Here is a 23,890-nt window from a genome sequence, read left to right on the forward strand (position 1 = left end):
GTTTTTCCCTTATAAATCTGTGAAATCTGCGAGAATTTATTTTATCGCAAGGTTTTAAGGTTACACTATAAACAAAAACAGCTGCCCATAGCAGCTGTTTTCTATTTTAGAATCTTAAGCGTTCCTTTTGGATGAGTAAAGGTACCATCTGGTCCTGCAATATTGGAATACACTATATTTTTATTGTAATCCTGAATATGCGTTACATTGAATCCCAAATGAGGCTCATGCCAGTATACCATAAAAATATTCTTTGCTACTTCTACTGCTGTATACTCTACAGTATCTGTACTGTTTTTTGAGCTTCCGGCAGTTCCGGTGAATGTCATTGTTTTGTTGTCTTTAAAATCCAGAAGGAATTTTACAGCTCCAAAATCAACTTCTACTTTCTTACCGATAGCCGGATAAGGTGATTTTAAATCCCAATCCATTTGACCTAAGAAAACTTTCACCCCCATTTCCAATTCATCTTTTCCTGGAAGATTTGGATATTTCTTTACCATAAAGTCTACGATAGCCGCTGTAGTTTTATTTTCCGTAACCGCTTTCTTATAATTTTCAAGGTAAGTTTTAACGAAATCCAAAGATACAGGCGATAGAGACTGTTTGGCAAAATGTGATGGAATTACCTGCTCAGGTTTCAAAGATTTCATAGCATCAATCTGCTCAATCCACTGGTCAATAGCTTTTACATTCTGAGTATCTGCCATCCAAAGATGTGAATCTACAGAAACCGAAATTCCTCCTGCAACAGTTTTAATAGATGGAATCCAAAGAAAGCTGTGAGCCGGATCTTCAGGATTCTGTCTGATTTCAATTGTATTTCCTTCAAGATCTGGAATGGAAGTCACTGCTTCCGGAACAATAATTTCTGAGGGAGCATCTGCTTTTAATTGCGGTTTCCAAACTGCTAGTTTATCCTCCTTTGAAGCGGAAATAAGATAAGCCGTCTGTGCTGTAGAAATAATTCTTGCGTTGGGAAAAGCTTTTTTAATGACATCTAATCCAAAATAAAAATCCGGGTCACTATGAGAAATAAAAACGGTTTTCAGGTTTTTTCCCGTTGCTTTTATTTCTTTTACTAACTGTTCTGCATATTGCTTTTGAAACTGAGCGTCAATAAGCATAGCATCTTTATCACCATAAATAATGGTAGAAGTAATTGGAAATATTGCCTTGGTTCCGGGATTATAGACTTTAACTTTCAGATTCCCTGCAAATATGCTGATGAAACCTAAAATAGTCACTAATGATAATAGCTTTCTTTTTAACATTTTGTTCTTTTTAGATTAATAGGCTGCTGTGAAGCGTTCACGGATGTGGTTGTTCTGTTCCAGTTCATCCACTAAAGCTACGGCTACATCTTCTACAGAAAGACGGCTTCTTCCTTCTGCATCAAAAACAGGTGTTTCCAAAGATGTTCTGTATTGCCCCGTTCTTGATCCTACATTAGCCTGATTCATTTCCACTGCAGGACTGAAGAATGTCCAATCTAAGGTATTATTTCCTTTGATCTTGTTTAAATAATCTCTTGCAGCAGTTGCTCCCGGTTTGTAAGCATCCGGAAAATCCGGTGTATCTACGATCTGAACATTATCCGGTGTGTAAAGGCTTCCTGCTCCACCTACTACAATCAGTCTTTTTACTCCTGATTCTTCTACTGCTTTTTCAATATTTTCAGAACCATTCAAAAAGTCATTGTAAAGATTTGGGTTGGTCCATCCTGCATTAAAAGCACTGATTACAGCATCACTTCCTTTTAAAGCTTCTGCTAATTCTGATACATTGTTTACATCAACACTTTTTGCCGTTACATTTTCCTGTGTTTTTACTTTAGATGCATCTCTTACTAAAGCTTCTACTGCATATCCTCTGTCTGATAATTCTGTTACGATGTGTGCTCCTACAAATCCGGTTGCACCAATTACTGCTACTTTTTTCATAATGTTTTATTTTTAATTAAATTGTAATAAATTTTGTTACATTTATAGGTAAAAAATTTTTATTCGAACTGATTTGCGAACTCCTGCAAAGATTTATCTCCTAAAAATTGACTTACCAACTGATCTGTTTCTTCAAACAGTGTATTTAAATGACTGTTAATTTCTTTTCCAACACTACAGGCAGGATTAGGGTTCTGATTTTTCTTTCCTAGTACTTCTGTATTCTTTACTGATCTGTAAATCTCAGAAATCGTAATATTTTCAGCATCTTTAGCCAAATGGCTTCCTCCTTCTTTTCCTTGTCTGCTGATAATTAAACCTGCTTCTCTCAAAACGCTGATTTCTTTACGTACAATAACCGGGTTTACATTGATACTACCCGCAATCCAATCAGAAGTGAGCCACTCCTGAGGACTTTTCGCCAATAAGGTCATTATATGTATTGCCGTAGCAAATCTTGTATTGTTCATTGTAATTACATTGCAAAGATAGACAAATTTTAATTGTAACAAAATATATTACAGTTAAATTTTTCTTAAAGGATTAATTTATCCAGATCCAGCAGTAAATAATTAATGTTTTGATTGATTGTTCGGGTAGCCGATTGCATCTGATTCAGCATCGCAGCCCGGTTATGAAGGTCATCTGCTCTATAGTATCCACCATCACTGAAAATAACGGATTGATCTGCGGCCGCTTTATTATCATCGAACTGATAATGAAGCCATCTTTCTTTCATGTTTCCGATAATGGAACGTTCTTCTCTATTGGAAAATTTCTTTTCGGTATACATATACCAGATAAATGGTGGAAAGTTTGGGGATTCCAATTTACCTTTCCAAATATCTCTCAAAAGATTTCTCTGATGAATAAATTCTACCTTTTTCCCTTTCGGATTAAGCGTTGCTAAACCAAAACCTGCTCCCAGCACCCCTCCTCCAATATCAATAGCATTGCTCCAGCCTTGATCTCCAACAATTCCTCCGGCAATAGAGGCAGCTGCACCTGTAATGATAGAATATAGAATCAATTTATTATTTCTGGAAGAATTAAGATTATCCACATAATTGCCTATCTGTGCTACTCTTTCGCCTTCGCAATCGAATTCTGCAGCTACCGCATCCAATTCAGTAAGGGCAATGGTGATTTTACTATTGATTTTTGTCTTTAACTGTAAAACTTTAACCTGAGAAGCCAAAGAGGAATCTTTTTTAAGATCCATAATCTGATGAACTTCATGCAGATTATCCAAAGCATTTAAAATTAAAATACTCTGGTCAGAAAACATTTCTTTCAGCTCTTTATTGGCTTCTAAAATAGAATCCGAATTGTGGGAAGGGACTTTATTACTATAGTTGTATTTAAAAGGAGCTTTACAATAACTATCCTTCAGAGTAAGTATATTCTGTTGAATAGTCTGATTCTTCCTGGAAACACAAGAAGTCAGCAGACCGAAAACGATAAAGAGCGAAAGTAGCTTTTTCATTCAAACCAATTTTTGTGCAATAGCTGAATCATTGTGAGAAATCATCAATCAGTTTCAATATAATTCATCAATACGAATATAGTACAAATAAAAAAAATTACCTGAAATCAGGTAATCTTTTAATTTATTTTTAAGCCGGATTATTTAATCCCCAATAATTCCACTTCAAAAACAAGGGTACTGTTTGGTCCGATTTCTTTACTGATCTCCTGATCTCCGTACGCTAAATGTGGTGGAATAATCAGCCTCCACTTACTTCCTACCGGCATTAGCTGAAGCGCTTCTGTCCATCCGGAAATCACTCTATTCAAAGGAAAAGATGCTGGAGTTCCTCTTTTTACAGAACTATCGAAAACTTTACCGGAAATGGTAGTTCCATGATAGTGGCATTTTACAGTAGATTTTGGTCCTGGTTTTGCCCCATCTCCTTCTGTAATAATTTCGTATTGTAAGCCGCTTGGTAATTGAACAACGCTCTCTCTCTTACCATACTCTTCCATATATTCTTTACCGTCATTAAGATTCTTTTCGGCTAATTCTTTTTTACGTTTAAATAACAAATCTGCTACTCCCATATTATAATTTTTTACAAAGATAAGGCTTTTTGGAGTTGAAAGATGGAAGCTGAGAGATGGAAGTTCAAACTTTAATTATATGAACAGGCATCAATTCGTCTTATCAGCTTCAATAAGCAAGCATTCAAAAAAATATTTTACCAATTGATATTCAGTCACTTAAAAGCATATCTATAAAATTATATAGTTTCGTTGCCGCCCTCCTCCAGCATTCGCCCTTTCTCATTCATAAAATTCAAATAATTGTAATAATTCCTTAACACAAATTCCGAAACTTGGCGTTATAATTGGATTTAAAAACTAAATGCCAAATCCGATATTATATAATAAGAAGTTTGATGAGCTTAATGAAGAGGAAAAAAAACTTCTTGAAATCAATAAAAAATCGATTGCTGATTTTGTTGAGCAGTCCTCTTCTATAAGTGACGTCAATTATGCTACCAGAAATGCCCATGCGAAAACATATGCTGTTGCTAAGGGAATTTTTTGGGTGGATCCCAATATTCCTGAATTTCTCAAACCTTTTTTTGATAAAGAGAAATTTAATTTGTTTGTAAGGCTTTCCAATGCACAATTGAAAATTACAAATTCTAAAAGGGATATTCCAGCCTATGGCTTTGCGGTGCAAATCAGGGATGAGAATAATAATCTGCTTTCCAATTATCCATTGGTAAACTTTCCATTGTTCCCAGTTAATTCAGTTTCAACATTTCTAAAACTATTTACTGCCGTCAATCTTTCTTATATCAAAAAGTGGAGCAGTTTATTTTCAATTATAACACAAGCCATTAAAGTTATTCCATCTGTTTTTACAGGTTCATTTATTAGAAATTCATTAAAACTATTCAGCAAGAGAAATGATTTTATTCTCTCTTTTGATTATCATTCTGTAGGGGCTTACCGCCTGGGAGATTATATGATAAAAATAAAGCTCAGTCCTAAGTCTGTTAATAAGAATATGGACAAGAAACAAAACATGAAAAAGGCTTTAAAGAATTATTTTCAGAGGAATGATTTTACCGCCGATGTTTTGATTCAGCTGTGCTATGACCTGAAAGACCAACCCATCAACAAATTGAATGTAGAATGGAAAAATTCGCCCTACATCAAGATTGGTGAAGTTAAAATAGAAAAGAATTCTTTATTGGATCCCCGAGATTGTAGTAATGAACTTCTTTCATTTAATCCGTTTGAAAGTAAGATGATCTTTCAACCCGTAGGAAAAATTCAAAAATTAAGGGATGGTGCTTATAAAGTATCTGTTCAGACCAGAAGAAAGATCAATACCCTTTTGCATGGGAAGAAAAGTGAGTTGTAATTATTCAGAAATGTATATAAATATTTTAACATCACTATTTAAACTATCAACATGTTCATCAATAAAAAAAGACTATCATTACAGTCTTTTTTTATTATTTCTATTACTTAGATGCTTTAAAATCCAGATGCTTTCATTTTACTTTCCGGGCTTTGCTTCTCTCAATTGATGGTCCATTCTTTTGGAAATAAACCATAAATTTCAATAAAGAAGAATAACTTCATTCAGATAAAACACACACAAAATATTCTAATAGCTATTTTTAATTGTTGATATAATTATAAGTACTCGTTCCTAAAACCTTTCCAGTAATACCATCTAATTTGATGATTTCAACAAGATTTGATTTTTTTAAATGCTCAATTTCCCATACCGGCTTATCATTCTCTATTTTTCTTGAAATCTCATTGTGCCAGCCTGTACTTTGTAATATGGGACCTTTATCTATTTTTATTCCCTGTATTTCACAAAATTTCAGAATATCTTCAAATGTGAATTTATATGGCCTATCATGATCTATTTCTTTAATCAAGTTTCCATTTTCATCAAACTCGTACCAGATACCTTTTTTAAAATTACCCCAAACATTTAAAGCTATTCCTTTATATTTTATATTACCGGATGGATAATAATCCTTGAATATTTTAAAGTATGAGTCATGTGGAGTCTCATAATATGCTGCACCTGCTTTCACCTTGACCATTTCTATATATGTACCATTTTTTAAAGTTGTAAAAACAGCATTTGATATATTTTTTTTTAAGCTATTATATTTAATGGTATCAAATTTTTCAAATTTATTGTCTATTTCTGGAATCATAAGTGCGTTATTTTGTGCTTTACAGGAAGTCATCATTAAAATCAATAAAAAAATATACTTTTTCATAAATTATTTATTTTAGAATTTGTTTTTTCCCACTGCCATTTCCAGAGGCTATATCTAGGATTGCTGTTGATATGAGAATAATCCATGATATTTTCTGTTTCACCATACACATAGGTGTATTCTGCATTGGGATCTGCTACACTATTGGTAAAACTATGCGGGACACCTTTGGTATGCAAAAATTCATGAACCGCAGTTTCATCGCTTTTTCTTGGAAAAAGAATAACAAAATCATTATGCGCATACCCATTCAGACCTTTATAAATATTTGACTTATCTTTACAGCCACCACTTTCTCCCAGATAGAAAGCCACAAAATACTTACTGTATTTATACTCATTTTCTTTTTTGCTTTTAAGATCTTCTTTTAACTTTCCGTTAAGATAGAAAACCAGATTTAAATATCCATCAGCATGACTAAGAGGAATTTGACTTTCATCATCATAATAGGCCAATATTCTGTTTCTATCTACATATTTTCCTCCGTGTTGCAAATTTGAATCAGAGGATAAATCTAACGAATAAGTTTCTACTTCCATTTCAATTAATGCATGTCGAAGATATTTTTCAAATAATTGTTTTTGACCTGAGGAACTTCCAGACAGTTTTCCATTAATATTAGTATCAACATCAACTAATAAAACTTTAGCTTTCTTCCTCTTCGATGCATCATTCGCCCAGACTTTTAATTTCCCAGCCAGCTGTTTTACTTCTTTTCCTTCTTCATTCTTAGAAACAGCATACGCTTCTATACTCTGGTCAGTGTTGAATTCCTCCAGACATTCTATGGTTACATAGTCCTTCAGATCATGCTTTCCTATAGATTTTGTAGCGATTTCCATTGGATATATCTTAAAGTGGGGATTCCCCTTAAATCTTAAGATCTGTGGCTCTTGGTCCACTTCCACAATAAGACTTAACAAAGCTTTCGTATTGTTAAAACCAGAAGCTTTAAGATTCCCAGATTCATCCTTGATACGGGTGGGATACAATGAAAGCCATGAGCAGAAATAATCCTCTGCATTGCCATCTGCTTTTTTCCTCCAGGGGATACTGTATACCCCATATTCATTCCTGAGCCTGGCAAACATAGAGGAAGATACTTTAAAATCCCCCTCATATTCATTAATATCAGTTTCCAATATCGTCAAAGCTTTTTCTTTTTTATTCTTCTTTTTCTTATACTGGTCGGCTACCAAGTCTTTATAATGTTTATCCCCAAAATTAGTAGTTTCCCCAAGCCTCATCCAATCAAATCCGTAATCCTCACCTTTCCAATTGTTTTTTGGCCTGAACTGTACAAAACATTTTGCAGTTAAATCTATAGCTGGTGCATATTTGGGTATTCCGTAACTAACCCCATTTTTTACTCCTATTTCTGTAATTGAATTCCCTGCAGTAGTGATAATGTTTTCATTGGAATACATGCTGTGTCCTTCCTGAGAAATCTTGGTATAGCTCCCTTTTACAATTCTCGTTCTGCTCATGGTATAGAAATTAGAGGTTATTGTTTCTTCCTATAGTATCATAAGCAATGAGGAGCCTGAACAGCTCTGAATTTAAGATGTGTTTTTTCATAAAGTGTGTTTTTTAAATCAATAACTCTCTAAATTTAGAAATATTATTTTATTAGAAGATGTTTTTTTCATAAATATCTAAAAGTGTAGTAGTTCTACGACTATTTATTTTTAGCTGTATTACTCCTATTAAATTAAAAATGCCACGAATACACTTATAATTTGTGCATTCGTGGCAAGGAAAAACCTTTGAATCTTTACTCTCGGTTTTATTCTTTTATCTAAATTTACGTTCCTCTTCTTTTATAGCAAGATCATTGATGCTGGCATATCTTTTAGCCATCAAGCCATTCTCATCAAACTCCCAGTTCTCATTTCCATAAGCTCTAAACCAATTTCCTTCCTTAGTCTGATATTCATATTCAAAACGAACCGCAATACGGTTTTCAGTGTGTGCCCAATATTCTTTCTTAAGTTTATAATTGAGTTCTTTTTCCCATTTCTTCTGAAGAAATACAACAATCTCTTCTCTTCCATTGACAAATGCATCTCTGTTTCTCCATTCGCTGTCTATTGTATAAGCTTTGGAAACTTTTTCAGGATCCTGACTGTTCCAGGCATCTTCTGCCATTTGAATTTTTTGCTTTGCCGTTTCAAGAGTGAAAGGCGGAAGCGGATGTTTTTGTTCCATTGTTTAAGGGATTAATTGGGTGACTATTTTTTTTGATTTCTCTATCAGCTCATTCGATTTATAAAGCTGGCTTTCTATAATGCTGCTTTCAAAAAGCATATAAATATGATCAGAAAGATCATCGTCTTTCAATAATTCCAGAAAGTAATTTCTAAGATCAGCTTTATGGGACTGGATCACGTTTAGAATTTTAATATTATCTGCGGGGATTTCTGATAAAATGTTCAGAAAGCTACAACCTCTGAAATTTTCTTTTTTGTTCATATAGATCAGAAAATCAAAAGCATTCATAATCTTTGAATAAAGATTTTCTGACTGGGCAGAAAAAGTATGAAGCTCATGGAACCAATATTCGTGTCTTACATTGAGGAATTCTACACATAAGTCTTCCTTTGATTTAAAATGAAGATAAAAGCTTGCTTTAGCCACCTCAGATTCTGAAATAATCTGATTGATTCCTGTTGAATTATATCCTTGCTTTGCAAACAAATTGAATGTTGTTGCGATAATTCTTTCCCTTGGAGATTTCATATTGCTTACTTTTATAGAACAAATGTATGAAAAAAAATAATAGACAGACAGATCTGTCTATTTTATTTTAAAAAAAAATGTTTAAAGAATGTTGAAACACGAAAGACACAAAGTTATCTGCTTACATTATGCTTTAAGGCGCAAGGACTTTATCTATGGTAAAATTTAATATCATAAAAAATGTTTTGAAAAACATCATCAAGAATATCTTTACATCTTGTATTTTCCAATAAAAAAACCTCCGGAATTTAATTCCAGAGGTTTCTTATATATTTTTTTGCATGTTATTTTTTTTCTAATTCTTCTTTTTTATCCTCCTCTTTTTCAGGGAAGATAACAGATAGAAGAACAGAGATCACCAATACTCCTCCTACAATTCCTAATGAAATTGGGGAAGGGATATGAATCCATGGTGCAATAAGCATCTTAACTCCGATGAATGAAAGAATAATTGCCAATCCGTACGGAAGCTTGCTGAACATGTGGATAAAGTTGGCCAATAGGAAATATAGTGATCTAAGACCTAAAATAGCAAAGATATTTGATGTGTACAGGATAAATGGGTCATTTGAAATGGCAAAGATCGCCGGAATGGAATCTACTGCGAAAAGAACGTCCGTAAATTCAATTACACCTACAACCACTAATAGTGGTGTAGCCATTTTAATCCCATTCTGAATCGTGAAGAACTTATCCCCATCATAATTATCAGAAACTTTCCAAAAGCTTTTGATTAGTCTTGCCCCTGCTGTATTACTGTAGTCTTCATCATCGTCATCTCCTCCGTCACCCCATGATTTGATTCCCGCATATACAAGGAATAAACCGAATAAGGTCATTACAACATTAATTTTTACTGCTTCTCCGAAAATGTTCATTTCAGGAAGATATGTAAGGTTAATCAGCCCAACTCCCGCAAAGATAAATATCGCTCTGAAGATCAATGCTCCGATAATTCCCCAGAAAAGCACTTTATGGTGAAGGAATTTCGGAACTTTAAAGAAGCCGAAAACAAGGATAAATACAAATAAGTTATCTACAGATAGGGCTTTTTCAATCCAATAAGCCGCCTGATACTGGGTAAACTTTTCTACTGCCAGGGCATGACTTTCAGGGGTACCGTCTGTATTGAAAACCCAATACACAACGCCCGAGAATATCATAGACAGTGAGATCCATACAATAGACCAGATGGTAGCTTCTTTGGAAGAAACTTCATGGCTTTTTTTGTTGAAAACTCCTAAATCCAGGAGTAACATGATAACGACTGTTACCGCAAATCCCCACACCAAGCCAGGGTGCAGATCTAAAATACTTTGATGTTCCACTTGAGTTATGTTATTATATGATAAAAGCAATAGATGTACAGAGTACAAATATTGCTATTTTATTTCACTTTTATGTATAAACGATTATAAATAATTCATCTGTACGGTTTGGATCGTCTGCTCCAGTTTTCTATCTGCTGTAGGATCTCCAATCGCATTGAATTTCCACTCTCCATTTCTTCTGTAGAAAACACCCATTACCATAGCAACATGTCCTTTGAAAGAAGCATCATTCGCAATATCATATTTAGCAAAAACCTCCTTTACGTTCGTTGGAGTTCCTTCATAAATACGGATAGAAGCAAAAGGAATAGTTCCAAAATCCTGGCCTCTGTAGCTGTTTAATACCATTGCTACGTGATCTACATTAGAATCAAGGTTATTGAAATCAACAGTAATTACTTCGTTATCTAAACCGTCGTCTCCATCTACGTCACCAGTAAGGTCGTCCCCACTGTGTCTTACAGATCCATTTTTAGATTTCAGGTTTCCGAAATAGATCACTTCCGTTACATTTTTATTGGAATCATATAAAATACAGCTTCCGTCTAAGTCTACTGCCTCTTTTTTAGTTCCGAAAAATCCTTTTTTTTCAATTGCTCCCCAGTTGATTCCTACACAAGCCTGGGAAAGTTCAGCTCCGTTTTCTTTTTTAAGGTTGATTCTCTGACCTTTTTGTAAGTTGATAGCCATCTTTTTATGTTTAGTTGTTATTTACATTTTTTGCGAAAAGCCAATACGCTTAACCGCTTGTTTCAAATTTCGTATTATTGATTATTCAGGTTTAGATTAAGCATCGCCCGCAGAATATTTGTTTCTTCATCGAAATCAAATATCTTGCTCATAATGTCTATATTTTCTAAATTTTTGATATAATCTTTCAAAACTCCTTCTACCTCTGGAGGTAAATTGCGTTTTCTTTCATTCATTGTATTTTCCAGCTGTTCGTTTTTATTCTTAAGCTGATCTATAATGGTACTCTGATTAGACTGGTTTTCAGAAGTGTCAAGCTTATCCAAATCCTTATCGAAAAGATAAAGCTTTTTATCATCTACACTGAAAATAAAATAATCATCAGACTGAAAGATCTTGAAAAGTTCATATTCATGAGTTCCGATCACATAGCCACAGACAAAACGGACTTTAAATCCTTGTATGTTCAACCTTCCCAACAGTTTTCTTTCAATAGAATAATCTTTATACTGATAGGCCGGAAAAGATTCGGCTTTCAGCAGAGATTCATCTGCCTCTAACCTGTAAAATTCCTTTGCATATTTTTTATGAAAGTAGAGAACATTCTCCCAATTGGCTGTAAAGATATCTTCCGTAAGGTCTTTATACAGAGCTTTCATATGTTGTGAAAATATACCGCTGTACATTTTCCTATCGGTCTGAAAACTATCTGCCTGTCTTTCTTCAAAACCTGAAATATATTTTTTGTTGATGTCAATTTCATTAAGGACCGCCAGCATATCATTTTCCTTCTGTCTTTTTATTTTGGTCAAAAGCTCAATGAGACTGTCGGTATACTGTAAGTGGAAAAGCTCAAGTTTATTGTAATCAAGGGCCATATTTTCCTGGAACAGATTGTGGATAATATCGGTTTTGATGTAAATGGATATTATATCAATATGTTCAAAAAAATTAGCCAGAAGTTTAAGTCTTGTTAACCTTCTTTTGCTCTGTGACAATATGGTTGCTGCATCTTCCCCCACCGTAGTACCCTATAAATTAACCTCTGACATTCGCTTTTAATTCGTGCTCTAATGTCTGAAGATCCTGATCCAGTTTTCTTCTGTTATCAGCTCCCTGTTTCTGAATCTGTTTCACCTCATTTAAAGTGTTAATCAGCATTGAAGTTGTTTCTTTCAATGTTTCTACAGAGACAATAGTTTGTTCATTGGCTCTTGCCACGTTAATTGAGTTCTGACCAAGACGCTCTGCATTCTTTCTTAAAATCTCTTCTGTAGTAGAAGATACTTTCTGCTGGATTTCAATATTCTGCTGCTGTCTGTACATCGCAACGGCAAGTGAAAGCTGGTTTTTCCATACAGGAAGTGTAGTGGTAAGAATAGTCTGCGCTTTTTCTGCAATAGAAACGTTGTTATTCTGAACCAGTCTGATCTGTGGAAGTGACTGCATCATAATTACACGTACCACCTTAAGATCAGCCATTCTGCGGTCTAATCTTGCAATAAAGTCTCTCTTATCGGCAATCTGATAATCCTGGAAACTCTCAGGGCTTGTTTCCATCTGAGCTAATTCTACAGCAGCTCTTTCCATTCTGATATTTCCTGCAATCACAAGGTCCTCAATTTGCTTGATAGAATTTACATTGCTTTCAAAAATAGTCTGAAGCACTGCATTATCCTTTGTAGAAGTGATGATTCCTGCATTTACTTTATAAGAGATCTGCTCAATATTATTGATGATCTTGTCATATTTTGTAAACAAATTTTCTACCTGAGTGATTACCTTCTTCATGAATGGCAATTTGCTCAGGAAACTTTTTACTTTATTTCCGTTCAGTTCCTCTACATCTACATAGTTCAGCTCTACCAAAAGGTCATTGATCAATCCACCAACTTCTCCTGAGTTAGATCTTCTTACATTCCCTAAGAAACTATCACTCTGATTGGTTAATGTTTTTTGAAGTTCAGCTCCGAAATTTACAATAGATCCCGGATTAGCTTCATCAATAGAGTTCGCTAAAACTTCATATTTTTGGCGTTCTTCTGACTGTAACTGAGTCAAATTTACATTTCCTTCTCTGTCTACCAATACTGCTGGCGCTGCATTTTGAACAGGCTGAGCTGGTGTTGGAGGAACCATTGGAGTAGGTTCAAATGTTCTAAGAGGTTCAATTGATCCTAGTGGATCTATCGGTTGATTTTCTTGATTGTCCATAATTACTTCTGATAAATTGATACAAATTTTTCAAGGCCGTCTCTCTGTCCTGCTCCTACTGCCTCAAATTTCCATTCTCCGTTTCTGTTGTAGATTCTTCCGAACTCTACTGCTGTTTCGATTGAGAAATCTTCGTCCAATTCATATTTTAAGATTTCTTCATTCGTATCTGTATTGAAAATTCTGATGAAAGAATTTCTTACCTGCCCAAAGTTTTGTCTTCTTGAATCTGCATCGTGGATGGTTACTACAACCGTAATTTCCTTTACTGCATTATCAATTTTCGTAAGATCAATCTTGATCTGTTCATCATCACCAGCACCTTCTCCTGTAAGATTATCTCCAGTGTGGACTACAGCTTTATCCGGAGATTCCAGGTTGTTATAGAAAATAAAGTGATTATCTGAAACTAGTTTTTTATCATCTCCCAGCAAAAATAAAGAAGCGTCAAGGTCAAATGCTGTTCCTGTAGAAGTATTATTGAGATCCCATCCTAAACCTACAGTGAATTTAGGGGCGTTAATATTTTCTCTTTGTCCTTTTTGTAAGTTAATAGCCATAATATAATTCCGTTTGTGTTAAAGTATTGATGTTATTTTTATATTCTTTTATTAAATGATAATTGTTACTGATAGCAAGTTCTACCAGGAGATCCATCTGCTCTTTTTTTACTTTAGACGTAAGATAGTCAAAATTACTTGAATCTAACCCTAAAATATATTTTACAATCCTTGTATTGAACTGAAAACTGGACTTGTTCATCACTTCTGCAACATGTTTTACATTTTTCACTGCATAATAATTAAAAAAGTTCTCAATTTTAGGATCGAGATCAAAATTCATTAGTTCAGCATAATACAGGAACATGAAATCTGCCTCCACCTCATATTCATTCAGGATTCTGTTCACAGTATATTCGTGACTTCCTGTAATTTTTATATCGTCTATAAAAATACAAAGTTTTCCTCTTAAAAAATCTTTATCAATGTAATAAGTATCATTGGCTATCAGATTTTTACGATCCTCGAAATTAAGGTTCCCATAATCTGTAATATACGTATGATTTCTGTTGATTTTAGATAAAATACTTGATTTTTTTTCCTTTTGAAACAGATAATAGTCCAAATGTTTTTTAAAGTAAAAGCATAAAAAATTGGAAGCTGTAGGAATGGCCATATAAGGACTTGGAAGCACTACAATTTCTTTATCTGTATTTAAAAGGTGTTTATTTTCGGAAATAAATCCGTCGAATAATTCTTTTGCAAATTTTTCAGCATACGACTTATCGCCATACTTGAAATAGCTGTATTCTGCGGGTGAGAAAGTGAACTCATCCGCTGAATGAATGTGGTGTAAGCTGTATCTTGTGTTCATGTTTATGGTTAGTGTTTTAGTAAATGTGCGCTGAACCCGAAGTCAATTGCTCCTTTATAGTCGGCAACAGGATTGTCTCCGATATGCAGAATCTGGCTTAATGGAAGATCCTGATTTTTAATCTTATTCTTTACTTCCTGAAAAATAAGCGGGTTCGGTTTAGAACAGTTGATTTCATCAGAATAAATATGAAAATCAATATACTGATCCAGATTTTCATGAATCAGAAACTTTCTCATTGTTTTTCCTTTGATAAATCCTGTATTACTCAGAATATTGATGGTTTTTCCCTGATTTTTAATTTCATCAAAAAAACCATGAATATTTTCAAAAATGACAACAGGTTTATATTCTAAAAACAATTCTTCACTTTTTTGATAAAACTCATTAAGCTTTTCCTTATCAAAAAGCTTTATATCTACATTATTTAAAGCTCCCAAAATCATCAGATAGATCTCAAAAGTGTCTATATTCCCCCCTGTAACCTCATTAATGTTATTGCAAAGATCATCGTAATATTTTACAGTTCTTGCAACCACTTCAATCGGTTCATCCAGATTAAAAAATGAGGAGAACAACTCAACTCTTTTTGTTTTAAATTCAGGATGAGATTTGATTAGGGTGAGCCACAGGTCAAAGGAAAAATGACAGTGGTTATGAATGTCGATATCTGTTTTCAATATGTTTTAAGTTAAAAGTTTTATTTAGCTTCTTGAAAAAGATTTAAAATTTATTAATCATCAAAAAGTGTTTCATTTTCTATTCTTCCCAAAGATAAAATTTTTATCAGAAATGCATTACTTTCCCTCTCTGTTTTAAGATATTTTATGATTTTAACGAAGAAAGGGTAAAAAATAAGGACTGTAGATTTTTCTTACAGTCCTTGTCTGGTTATGAATATTTATTTACTTTCTTGAATTGTCAACTATTTCAGGATTCACTATTCACTTGCGAAACAAAACTCACAATGACATCCCTATTATTTTTCCGGCATTACCTTATAAGTCGGATCTTCCTGAATATTAACTTCTACTACAGCTTCAGCATTTTTCAGCATTTTGCGGCAATCTTCACTAAGATGGCGAAGGAATACTGTTTTCCCTTGTTGTTTGTAGCGTTTTGACAATTTATCTACAGCATCTATTGCACTCATATCTACAATACGGCTTTCTTTAAAGTCTACTACCACTTCATCGGGATCATTCATCGGATCAAACTTATCGGCAAATGCAGTCACTGAACCGAAAAACAACGGACCAAATATTTCATAATGCCTGATCCCATTCTCGTCGGTATATTTTCTTGCACGGATTCTTTTGGCATTGTCCCAGGCAAATACTAAAGCCGCAATAATCACTCCTACTAAAACCGCCAATGCAAGATTATGCAATACTACAGTAATGAAAGCCACTGTAATTCCTACCAATATATCTGACTTCGGCATTTTATTTACAATCCGGATAGAAACCCATTGAAAAGTACTGATAGCCACCATCATCATTACACCTACTAACGCTGCCATTGGAATTTTTTCAATGATAGGTGCTCCAAATAGAATAATCAATAAGATCATGATGGAAGCAATAATTCCTGACAGTCGTGCTCTGGATCCTGCATTAAGATTCACTAATGTCTGGGCAACCATAGCACAGCCTCCCATTCCACCGAAAAATCCGTTGGTAATATTAGCTAATCCCTGCGCTACCGATTCTTTATTGGCATTTCCCTTGGAATTGGTAATCTCATCCACCATAGATAAAGTCAGCAATGATTCAATAAGCCCAACCCCAGCCATAATTAATGCATAAGGAAAAATGATCTGTAACGTTTCCAAAGAAAATGGAATTTGTGGAATATGGAAACCTGGAAGACTTCCGCTGATATGGGCAATATCTGCTACTGTTTTCGTTGGGATATTAAATCCAAGAACTATAGCAAATACAACAATAATGGCTACCAACGATGCAGGAACAGCTTTTGTAATCTTAGGAAAGAAATAGACAACGGCAATGGTGAGTGCCGTTAAACCTCCCATGATGTATAAAGGTGTTCCCTGAAGCCAGTTTACCACTCCATTGGTATCTGTAATTTTAAACTGTTCAATCTGGGCCATAAAAATAATAATGGCCAACCCGTTCAGAAATCCATACATAACGGGCTGTGGAATAAGCCTGACAAATTTTCCCAGTTTAAAGATTCCGACAAGCATCTGAAGAATTCCGGCAAGAGCTACAGTAGCAAAAAGATATTCTATTCCATGGGATTTTATGAGGGCAATTAAAACAACAATCGTGGCTCCTGCTCCTCCTGAAACCATTCCCGGACGGCCTCCCAAAACAGCTGTTACGATTCCCATAAGACATGCCGCATACAATCCTGTAAGTGGTGAAAGTCCTGCCAGAATAGCAAATGAAAGTGATTCAGGAATCATGGTCATGGCTACGGTAAAGCCAGCCAGCAATTCATTTTTATAATTTATTTTTTTCGAAAAATCGAATAAACTGATAGTATTCTTCATTGAAGTGCAAAGGTATATACTTGCTTAAGGGTATACAATTTTTGTATTCAAATTTTACTCATTTTTTTATTCTTCAAATAATTCACACATATGTTCAAATAATATGTTAATTTTAATTAAAATTTCTTCATAAACATACTTTTTTATGTTTATAAGTGTCTTCGCTTTCAATTTTTGTTTAAATTTGAAAGCAATTAAGCAGATTATTTGGTACTAAACAAGATATTCTAAACATAAAAAACTGGTTGTCAACACATACAACCTTTCAACACACAAGCTTAACGTAAATAAAATTGCATGAAACAACTTTAATAGGTCATATATTATTTACGCAAATGGTAGAAAAAAGAAGTTTGAAAAATAAGATGAGCGGTTACCCATTGGAAATAATGCATATACCTAAAAGTAAAATACCTTTTAAGATTAAGCTGTCCTGATCTATTTCCAAAGATTTTATAAAAGATTCAAAGTTTTTTGAATGATATCCGTTATCCTCTGATTTCGAAACGAAGTGCATTACATCATGTAATACATTATAATATATATAACCTATTTTATGTTTTCTAATGCATAAGTTTAATAAATAGATAATATTAAATAAAAATGTTATATAAAGAGATCCATATTGGAAAGTTTATTAAAGAGAGGGTTGATGAAAATGAAATAACAATGGAGAGGATATGTAAATTCCTGGACAGAGATGAAGATGCTATAGAAGGGATGTACAATAGCAAATCAATAGACGCGGATCTTCTCCTAAGATGGAGCAAATTATTGGAATATGATTTTTTCAGACTGTACAGTTCGCACTTAATTTTATACGCTCCTCCGGCAGCTGCCAATAAAAATCAACAAAAATCTGACAAGATTCCTTATTTCAGAAAAAATATTTATACTCAGGAAATTAAGGAATTCATTATGAAAAGAATTCTTTCAGGAGATATGACCCAGAGTGAGGTGATTAAGGAGTATTCTATTCCAAAAAGTACACTTCACAGATGGCTTCAGAAAAGTGATATTAATGGATAAACTGATAAAAGATGCGTCCCAATTATAAAAAGATATACCAGGACATGCTTAAGATGGAATATCCTGAAAAGCTAAAGGATCCCAAAATAAAAGAGCTTCTCGGAAAACTGGACACGAGTGAAGATGTATTGAAATTCAATGACAGGCTTTTCAAGCCTTCCAGGGAAAGCCAGAAAAACAATCAGAAACTTAAGACTTATGACAAAAAAACAATGCTTAAACTTCTTGAATATCAAAAGAAGCATGGGCATTCTACCAGTTATATGTCTAAAAAATATAAGATCAGCAGAACGACTCTCTCAAAATGGAAACTGATGTTTGAAGAAGAGCTGAATCATGCCATGAAAAAAGCCGATAAATAACTTATCGGCTTCTCTTTTTTATCATAAAACAAGGCAACAGGCAAATAGTGATGTCGTGCTCTACCAGCTGAGCTACTCTTCCTATGTTTTGGAGTGGAAGAGACGGGATTCGAACCCGTGACACCGTCGTGATGAATGAAGTAGCACTATTCTACGACACTTGTTTTTTTGAAAAAGAGGCAAAAAGATAAAAAGACTTCCAGATCATTTTCACAATCTGTTCTGGAATCGAACCAAATTAAACCGAAGTAAGTCTTTTCTACGGCACTCTTCTAGTGATAAACAGCAAGGCAATCAGTTAAACAGACTCATATTAACAGCGTACTCTCTTTACACTATCTGCTTCCGCAGAACAGGACTTGCACCTGTACCTCTGTTACCCCACGAAGTAATTCTGTTTTACGGCACTTGCTGGTAGTTATCAATTCATGGTTATTAGTTTATGTTACAAATTTATAGGGTTACTGCGCATTCTTTTTACGCAGTCCATTTTTTTTATAAAAACCAAGCAACAAATCATAAGAGTAATTAATGTTTCAATTGGAAGTTGGCGATGAAACTCTTACTAACGGCATTGGTTTGTTTTTACCGGGTAATTTGACAAAAGACACGGTCAGTTTGGAATCGAAGTAAGTCTTTTTTACGACACCGGTAATATTAACATTGCAAAATTATCATCTAAGTACGCATTCTTTTTACTCAGTAATTTTTTTATTCAATACCGGACATATGTTTTGAAATTTTCTCAGCATGGTTAATTTTCATTTTTTTCAAAATATTTAAAATTCTATTTTTAAAACGAACTTGATGTTGAATCACTTTTCCCAACTCGGTTTGAAATTCTGATTCTTCCACTTCAAATCTTACTTTTACATTTTTCACCTCATTAATATTGATTTCTGTATAGTCTGAAAAACTAATGACTCCGTTTTCTCTTTTATACAGAACCCAGGGATGACCAATCCACATTTCTGCCCATCCGAAAGATCTATTATCTACCACTTTCTGCCAATTTTCTACATTCTCAATATCGCCACAACAACTTGGATGAATAAGAATCTCATCATCTTTTTTTAATACGATTCCGCCATCAAAAGATAAGACAAAGCCGTTTTCATCAGGGTCATCAAATTCTACTTCACTTAGTTTTGCAGCTACAATGATGTGTAAACTTTCATCATCAATAGTTTTAATATCTACCAGGTTGGAACCTTTTTGAATTTCATTAAAATTGAAGGTAAGCCGGGAAGCTGTTTCTGTCCATTTCAAAAACAATTCTTCTGAGTCAGGATAATCAGCAATTTGGAGTAATTCAAAATCTTCTTTGGAATATTTTAACGGATTAATTTCTATGGTGTTAATAAGCTTTATCATAATCTATCTCTTCATTTACTAGCCCCGATTGCAGCGGCATCCTTTTTCTGAATTGACCTAAGAAAGGCGAAAAAGATATAGCGGAAAGCGGGAATAAGCTCCTAAATATACTAATGATTTATAACATCCTCCTGTTAATAATAAACTTATCATTACTCATTTTTTCTAAAGTGCACTCCCTTCTTACATTTCAACGAAAAGCAGTGCCTTTTACAACACTACTTTTTCAATCATTTCAAGAGCAGATTTTTGATCTTCCAAGGCATTCAATACATCGAAAATCTTGTCTGACCAGCCTGCAATAAGGTATACATCATTTCTTTTGACATCAATGGGTGGTCTTCCATATCCTGCCAAATCAAAAATATAAAGTTTAGCCTCAGGAGCTATCGTCTTATACTTGTTCCATGTATCTTCAAAAGAGTTTCCTCTTCCACTGCTATCCCACATTTGAGTATCAGTGAACAGCATTACTTTATCCACGATTTCTTTTCTTTTGATCAGATCTTCGATAACCAGATAACCATTGGTTGAATATCCTACTTCACCTTCTCGTTTGTAGAAGGCTTCTACATTGTTAAGAATACCTTGTTTTGGCATCGCAATGCGCAGCCATCGATCACCGAAGATTCCTGTAGTCACATTTTGACACTTCGACTGCAAAATCATAGACATCAATAAACCGATATCATACAGTAAAATTTTACTCTTAGGAGAAACTGATTTCTGCATAGAACCAGAAACATCCGCTGCAATCACTACCGAGGTATTGAAACCGAAACCTTTGATATTTTGGGCACTTGCCACTAAAGCTTCTTCCAGTGCACTCCAAACAGAAGACAGATAAGGAGAATCTACCTTTTTCAATTCTCTGTATGCTGCCAGGAAACGGAAAGGCAATTGTTTTGAGTTGCCCACTGCTCTTTCATCTGACAGATAACTGCACACTTTACTCATGGCTTCAGGAGATACGCCGGCTTCAAGGATATTTCTCAGGTTTCGTAAGGTGGCCATATATCCCAGTTTATTACTGAAGATCAGTTCTTCCCATTTATTTTTGAAAGCCTGTTTTCTTTCTACCTCATCTGTAAATTTTTTCTGTCCCAATACTGAAAGTTCAACTTCCCATGTATAAGGAGTATCCAGAATGTCATATACAATCTTGTTGAAAATGGTCTGCTGGTTCTCATCTTTTGCTTTTGGGTGAACCAGAAAGAGGGCATCTTTCAAGGTTACGGCTCCTTTTCTATTGTATTTGGCGAATTGATATTCATCAAATTTATTGAAGGATTTCGCCAGACCTTTCTGAACCTGTTTGGATAACCTGTTCAATTTCTTGGTTTCCGTTCTTTCATTAGCAAGCTGATAATACGCTAACATTTCCGTGATCTCATCAGCTCTCTGAACAATACCCTCTACGGTTCTGCTCACCAGATCGGTACCCGTAGCCTCCTTCGCCAATTCTGTAGCCAAAACCAAAGGAATGGAACGCAAATGCATATCTTTTCTTGCATAAACAGCCAGTTTCGCTACAAATTCAGGATCATTTTTCTGAATCAGAGATTGTATTCTCTCTAGTCTGTCATTTCCTTTTTCATAAGTAATATCTGACAGTCCTGTTGTAACCACAGCACTATACAATTCTTCTGCAGGTGTCATCACATAAGCTTTTGCACCTTCGTGGTTGGTTACCACTATTTTTTCTTTTTTTAGAAAGTTAAATTTCATGAGTTACTGTTTTTATTGGTAAACATTGGAAAGGCTATTGCTTCCTCTCTGATTTCTGATGCAAAGTAAAAACAGTATTACGCAGTCTTTTTGCGTAGATTATTTCTTTCGAAAAATTTTTGTTTTTTTTCAAATTGATGGGTAGAAAAATTTTTAAAGCTTTCACAGATTTTGCGGATGACGCAAATCTTTTAGGTTTGTGTTGATGCTTAGGTTTTGGCTAAAGCCCATGGATTTATTTTTTTTATTGGCCGGGCTAAAGCCCGACTCTATTGATGTTGATATCCGTATGGATAATAAATGTTTAATGGCAATACGTTTTACTTACTCATCAATAACTTCCTTCTATCATTCGTTTTCATGAAAGAAATCGTTATTATCAGGCTTTTCAGCATGTGTTTCCTAGCTTTGTCCGTATTAAAATTAAAGCTATGATTAAAGGATTATATGAAACCCATGTTCAGGTAAGTGATTTGGAAAGTGCCATTCAGTTTTATACCGAAGTATTAGGTTTGAGATTGGCTCACAGAGATGAAACAAGGCCTATCGCATTTTTATGGATTGGGGAAGAGAAGGAATTTATGCTTGGATTGTGGGAGCAGAAAGAAAATCTTCAGACCAGACATTTCGCATTTACAAGTACAAAAGAAGATATCTTAAATTATTCTGTAAAGTTCTTAGAAAACAAGAGTTTAAAACCTTACAATTTTCTAAAAAACGGAAGTATAGAACCTATGGTATTTGCATGGATGCCTGCGTTGGCTATCTATTTTAATGATCCGGACGGTAATCAGCTGGAGTTTATTTCTATTCTTGAAGGTGACGGAAAACCTGAATTGGGGGTTCTTTCTTATGAAGAGTGGATAAAGCAAACACAAAGTTGATCATCTATATAGCCACGAATGCACGAATATTTTATTCATTCGCGCATTCGTGGTAAAAATATCAGCATTATAGTATGTTCAATATTATTTCTTAGTGGCTGTTAACAAGTTTCTTCACTGCCAGGACATGTTTACAAGGGCCTCTTTCGCCCTGATATTTACTGAACCATTCACAGGTACAACGTTCTTTATCTTCTTCAAGAATTACGGTATGATGTACTCCTGTACCTTCTACCCTGGCTTCTGTTCTTTCTTTAGTGTTATTTAAAATCTCTACTTTTCCATCTTCAATCAGCTTTTCAGCATTTTTCATGCGGGGATTCAGTCCTAAAATACGGTTCAGTTTAAAAGGTAATCTACGGTAGAAAAACTCATTTTCATCCAGGTCATATCCTAATAATCCCATTGCGGCCAATCTTCCTGTCAGGTTTTCGGTTGTACTCAAGCTAAGATTCTGTTCCAGCGCCAAAACGGTTGCGTTGAACGACTGGTTGGCATAAGCATATTTATCCAATGCATCAATCCATTCATCCGAAACCTCAGCAGCCAGGCTGTTCAATACCGCTCCTTCTCCGGAAAACCCACGCCAGCTTTCTCTTGATAAGGAAAAACTGAATCTTATATTCCCCATATTAAGCTGCCAGGTTGTAGACTGCATATTGGGATGTGAGAAGACCTGCATACAATCAATATAGGGTAACAAAGGTTCCAGTAAACGAAGCCTGTGAAGTCCTCCAACACAAACAGTATCAGCAGATTTCACAGGAGAAAACATAGGTTTATTTCCTCTTACAATAAGGTAGTAATCCGACTTTACCACTCCTTTCGGCATTCCCCTAAACAATTGCTGGGTCTGAATCTTATTAAAAGTATGCTGTTTTTCTGATTCGGAAAGGTAAATCTGAACGGTCCCAAGACCTTTGATCCATTTTACCGGTAAAGGGACTTTTCTTTCTACCACTTTCTTCTCTTCCTTATACAATCCTACTTCTTTTTCCCCTACGGAAAGCATGACTTTTTCATTAGGTCGAATACTTCCCAAAGCAGTTATCATAGGTTGATTAAAGTCTACATTGGTTGTTCCGTTTTCCAGAAACTCTCCATCCAATCCATCAGGGAGAACATCTACACGGGCATATACTCCGGCACAGTGAGAAAAGCCCTCAAAACGAAGCCTTTCATTTCCAGCAGTCACAATAGGGTCTTTCAAAAGTGCCATCTGAAATGGTGACAAACTGAAACTTGATTTTACAATATTGGAAAGTGTAATCAGACAACGGGCTAATATAAAAGGCTGACCTACATTTCCCCAGAAGAAACAGGGAACATCAGTCTTTTTCTGGATCTCGCTGTATTGGGCAAGAAACAGTTCTTCAAGAGCATCTTTCTTTACGAATGAGGATGACCTTGAATAGTTATAAGTAAGCATATCTTCCATA

Annotated in this window: 24 protein-coding genes; 4 read left to right on the top strand and 20 right to left on the bottom strand. The window is 34.7% G+C overall.

The genetic code is table 11. The annotated features are described in order from the left end of the window. Positions 1-101 precede the first annotated feature (101 nt). From EG344_RS07185 to EG344_RS07205, 5 genes are all read right to left on the bottom strand, one after another. Entirely contained in the window at positions 102-1,274 is a 1,173-nt protein-coding gene (locus EG344_RS07185; protein WP_123908892.1) for an MBL fold metallo-hydrolase, read from the bottom strand. 15 nt (positions 1,275-1,289) lie between these two features. After that, positions 1,290-1,943 (bottom strand): NAD(P)-dependent oxidoreductase, encoded by a 654-nt coding sequence (locus EG344_RS07190; RefSeq protein ID WP_123859137.1) that lies wholly within the window; start codon positions 1,941-1,943, stop codon positions 1,290-1,292. A 59-nt stretch (positions 1,944-2,002) separates the two neighbouring features. Then, entirely contained in the window at positions 2,003-2,413 is a 411-nt protein-coding gene (locus EG344_RS07195; protein ID WP_123908893.1) for an Rrf2 family transcriptional regulator, read from the bottom strand. 65 nt (positions 2,414-2,478) lie between these two features. Further along, complete coding sequence (locus EG344_RS07200) at positions 2,479-3,429, bottom strand: hypothetical protein (protein WP_123908894.1); 951 nt, start codon at positions 3,427-3,429, stop codon at positions 2,479-2,481. A 140-nt stretch (positions 3,430-3,569) separates the two neighbouring features. Further along, positions 3,570-4,004, bottom strand: coding sequence for an FKBP-type peptidyl-prolyl cis-trans isomerase (locus EG344_RS07205; protein ID WP_123859134.1), 435 nt, complete (start codon positions 4,002-4,004; stop codon positions 3,570-3,572). Between the two features lie 304 nt (positions 4,005-4,308). On the opposite strand from EG344_RS07205, the gene EG344_RS07210 reads away from it, so the two are divergent. Then, on the top strand, positions 4,309-5,322 hold the full coding sequence (locus EG344_RS07210; RefSeq protein WP_123908895.1) for a catalase: 1,014 nt from the start codon (positions 4,309-4,311) through the stop codon (positions 5,320-5,322). A 262-nt stretch (positions 5,323-5,584) separates the two neighbouring features. On the opposite strand, the gene EG344_RS07215 is transcribed toward EG344_RS07210, so the two are convergent. The 12 genes from EG344_RS07215 to EG344_RS07270 all read right to left on the bottom strand — a co-directional run bounded on the left by EG344_RS07215 (position 5,585) and on the right by EG344_RS07270 (position 17,074). Further along, positions 5,585-6,208: a hypothetical protein gene (locus EG344_RS07215; protein ID WP_123908896.1), complete on the bottom strand. Its 624-nt coding sequence runs from the start codon at positions 6,206-6,208 to the stop codon at positions 5,585-5,587. Next, positions 6,205-7,695 carry a hypothetical protein gene (locus EG344_RS07220; RefSeq protein WP_123908897.1) on the bottom strand — a complete coding sequence of 497 codons (1,491 nt, stop codon included), beginning with the start codon at positions 7,693-7,695 and terminating at the stop codon, positions 6,205-6,207. The genes EG344_RS07215 and EG344_RS07220 overlap by 4 nt, the downstream gene beginning before the upstream one ends. Before the next feature lie 307 nt (positions 7,696-8,002). After that, the gene (locus tag EG344_RS07225; protein WP_123908898.1) at positions 8,003-8,416 is read right to left on the bottom strand and encodes a DUF1348 family protein; all 414 of its coding nucleotides are present in this window, start codon (positions 8,414-8,416) and stop codon (positions 8,003-8,005) included. 3 nt (positions 8,417-8,419) lie between these two features. Next, entirely contained in the window at positions 8,420-8,947 is a 528-nt protein-coding gene (locus EG344_RS07230) for a TetR/AcrR family transcriptional regulator (protein WP_123908899.1), read from the bottom strand. A 284-nt stretch (positions 8,948-9,231) separates the two neighbouring features. Further along, positions 9,232-10,275 carry a TerC/Alx family metal homeostasis membrane protein gene (locus tag EG344_RS07235; RefSeq protein ID WP_123859128.1) on the bottom strand — a complete coding sequence of 348 codons (1,044 nt, stop codon included), beginning with the start codon at positions 10,273-10,275 and terminating at the stop codon, positions 9,232-9,234. Between the two features lie 84 nt (positions 10,276-10,359). Then, positions 10,360-10,968, bottom strand: a complete 609-nt coding sequence (locus EG344_RS07240; protein WP_123908900.1) for a TerD family protein — start codon at positions 10,966-10,968, stop codon at positions 10,360-10,362. A gap of 74 nt (positions 10,969-11,042) precedes the next feature. Further along, a complete protein-coding gene (locus EG344_RS07245) occupies positions 11,043-11,990 on the bottom strand; it encodes a hypothetical protein (protein ID WP_123908901.1) in 948 nt (315 codons plus the stop codon). Positions 11,991-12,006: 16 nt separating this feature from the next. Further along, a complete protein-coding gene (locus EG344_RS07250; RefSeq protein WP_185145597.1) occupies positions 12,007-13,182 on the bottom strand; it encodes a toxic anion resistance protein in 1,176 nt (391 codons plus the stop codon). A gap of 2 nt (positions 13,183-13,184) precedes the next feature. Beyond that, the gene (locus EG344_RS07255) at positions 13,185-13,742 is read right to left on the bottom strand and encodes a TerD family protein (protein WP_123859125.1); all 558 of its coding nucleotides are present in this window, start codon (positions 13,740-13,742) and stop codon (positions 13,185-13,187) included. Continuing rightward, positions 13,732-14,556, bottom strand: coding sequence for a phosphoribosyltransferase family protein (locus EG344_RS07260; RefSeq protein ID WP_123908902.1), 825 nt, complete (start codon positions 14,554-14,556; stop codon positions 13,732-13,734). The genes EG344_RS07255 and EG344_RS07260 overlap by 11 nt, the downstream gene beginning before the upstream one ends. Positions 14,557-14,564: 8 nt before the next feature. Next, positions 14,565-15,236: an HAD family hydrolase gene (locus tag EG344_RS07265; protein WP_123908903.1), complete on the bottom strand. Its 672-nt coding sequence runs from the start codon at positions 15,234-15,236 to the stop codon at positions 14,565-14,567. Between the two features lie 299 nt (positions 15,237-15,535). Beyond that, positions 15,536-17,074 (bottom strand): SulP family inorganic anion transporter, encoded by a 1,539-nt coding sequence (locus EG344_RS07270; RefSeq protein ID WP_123908904.1) that lies wholly within the window; start codon positions 17,072-17,074, stop codon positions 15,536-15,538. A 603-nt stretch (positions 17,075-17,677) separates the two neighbouring features. Here EG344_RS07270 and EG344_RS07275 point away from each other — a divergent pair. Further along, the gene (locus EG344_RS07275; protein WP_123908905.1) at positions 17,678-18,103 is read left to right on the top strand and encodes a transposase; all 426 of its coding nucleotides are present in this window, start codon (positions 17,678-17,680) and stop codon (positions 18,101-18,103) included. A gap of 44 nt (positions 18,104-18,147) precedes the next feature. Further along, positions 18,148-18,465: a helix-turn-helix domain-containing protein gene (locus tag EG344_RS07280; protein WP_228412876.1), complete on the top strand. Its 318-nt coding sequence runs from the start codon at positions 18,148-18,150 to the stop codon at positions 18,463-18,465. 711 nt (positions 18,466-19,176) lie between these two features. Here EG344_RS07280 and EG344_RS07285 read toward each other — a convergent pair. Beyond that, positions 19,177-19,839 (bottom strand): hypothetical protein, encoded by a 663-nt coding sequence (locus tag EG344_RS07285; RefSeq protein WP_123908907.1) that lies wholly within the window; start codon positions 19,837-19,839, stop codon positions 19,177-19,179. 210 nt (positions 19,840-20,049) lie between these two features. Further along, entirely contained in the window at positions 20,050-21,567 is a 1,518-nt protein-coding gene (locus tag EG344_RS07290) for a TROVE domain-containing protein (RefSeq protein ID WP_123908908.1), read from the bottom strand. Between the two features lie 431 nt (positions 21,568-21,998). Between EG344_RS07290 and EG344_RS07295 the strand changes: the two genes are divergently transcribed. After that, a complete protein-coding gene (locus tag EG344_RS07295; protein WP_123908909.1) occupies positions 21,999-22,451 on the top strand; it encodes a VOC family protein in 453 nt (150 codons plus the stop codon). 91 nt (positions 22,452-22,542) lie between these two features. On the opposite strand, the gene EG344_RS07300 is transcribed toward EG344_RS07295, so the two are convergent. Continuing rightward, positions 22,543-23,889, bottom strand: coding sequence for an SWIM zinc finger family protein (locus EG344_RS07300; protein ID WP_123908910.1), 1,347 nt, complete (start codon positions 23,887-23,889; stop codon positions 22,543-22,545). Between the last annotated feature and the right edge of the window lies 1 nt (position 23,890).

It is taken from the genome of Chryseobacterium sp. G0162 (assembly GCF_003815715.1).
Lineage (GTDB): Bacteria > Bacteroidota > Bacteroidia > Flavobacteriales > Weeksellaceae > Chryseobacterium.

What these genes read in the sequence shown, in the direction of transcription:
- EG344_RS07185 (WP_123908892.1), bottom strand. Translation starts at nt 1,274, where the DNA reads ATGTTAAAAAGAAAGCTATTATCATTAGTGACTATTTTAGGTTTCATC.
- EG344_RS07190 (WP_123859137.1), bottom strand. Translation starts at nt 1,943, where the DNA reads ATGAAAAAAGTAGCAGTAATTGGTGCAACCGGATTTGTAGGAGCACAC.
- EG344_RS07195 (WP_123908893.1), bottom strand. Translation starts at nt 2,413, where the DNA reads ATGAACAATACAAGATTTGCTACGGCAATACATATAATGACCTTATTG.
- EG344_RS07200 (WP_123908894.1), bottom strand. Translation starts at nt 3,429, where the DNA reads ATGAAAAAGCTACTTTCGCTCTTTATCGTTTTCGGTCTGCTGACTTCT.
- EG344_RS07205 (WP_123859134.1), bottom strand. Translation starts at nt 4,004, where the DNA reads ATGGGAGTAGCAGATTTGTTATTTAAACGTAAAAAAGAATTAGCCGAA.
- EG344_RS07210 (WP_123908895.1), top strand. Translation starts at nt 4,309, where the DNA reads ATGCCAAATCCGATATTATATAATAAGAAGTTTGATGAGCTTAATGAA.
- EG344_RS07215 (WP_123908896.1), bottom strand. Translation starts at nt 6,208, where the DNA reads ATGAAAAAGTATATTTTTTTATTGATTTTAATGATGACTTCCTGTAAA.
- EG344_RS07220 (WP_123908897.1), bottom strand. Translation starts at nt 7,695, where the DNA reads ATGAGCAGAACGAGAATTGTAAAAGGGAGCTATACCAAGATTTCTCAG.
- EG344_RS07225 (WP_123908898.1), bottom strand. Translation starts at nt 8,416, where the DNA reads ATGGAACAAAAACATCCGCTTCCGCCTTTCACTCTTGAAACGGCAAAG.
- EG344_RS07230 (WP_123908899.1), bottom strand. Translation starts at nt 8,947, where the DNA reads ATGAAATCTCCAAGGGAAAGAATTATCGCAACAACATTCAATTTGTTT.
- EG344_RS07240 (WP_123908900.1), bottom strand. Translation starts at nt 10,968, where the DNA reads ATGGCTATCAACTTACAAAAAGGTCAGAGAATCAACCTTAAAAAAGAA.
- EG344_RS07250 (WP_185145597.1), bottom strand. Translation starts at nt 13,182, where the DNA reads ATGGACAATCAAGAAAATCAACCGATAGATCCACTAGGATCAATTGAA.
- EG344_RS07255 (WP_123859125.1), bottom strand. Translation starts at nt 13,742, where the DNA reads ATGGCTATTAACTTACAAAAAGGACAAAGAGAAAATATTAACGCCCCT.
- EG344_RS07260 (WP_123908902.1), bottom strand. Translation starts at nt 14,556, where the DNA reads ATGAACACAAGATACAGCTTACACCACATTCATTCAGCGGATGAGTTC.
- EG344_RS07270 (WP_123908904.1), bottom strand. Translation starts at nt 17,074, where the DNA reads ATGAAGAATACTATCAGTTTATTCGATTTTTCGAAAAAAATAAATTAT.
- EG344_RS07275 (WP_123908905.1), top strand. Translation starts at nt 17,678, where the DNA reads ATGTTATATAAAGAGATCCATATTGGAAAGTTTATTAAAGAGAGGGTT.
- EG344_RS07280 (WP_228412876.1), top strand. Translation starts at nt 18,148, where the DNA reads ATGCTTAAGATGGAATATCCTGAAAAGCTAAAGGATCCCAAAATAAAA.
- EG344_RS07285 (WP_123908907.1), bottom strand. Translation starts at nt 19,839, where the DNA reads ATGATAAAGCTTATTAACACCATAGAAATTAATCCGTTAAAATATTCC.
- EG344_RS07290 (WP_123908908.1), bottom strand. Translation starts at nt 21,567, where the DNA reads ATGAAATTTAACTTTCTAAAAAAAGAAAAAATAGTGGTAACCAACCAC.
- EG344_RS07295 (WP_123908909.1), top strand. Translation starts at nt 21,999, where the DNA reads ATGATTAAAGGATTATATGAAACCCATGTTCAGGTAAGTGATTTGGAA.
- EG344_RS07300 (WP_123908910.1), bottom strand. Translation starts at nt 23,889, where the DNA reads ATGGAAGATATGCTTACTTATAACTATTCAAGGTCATCCTCATTCGTA.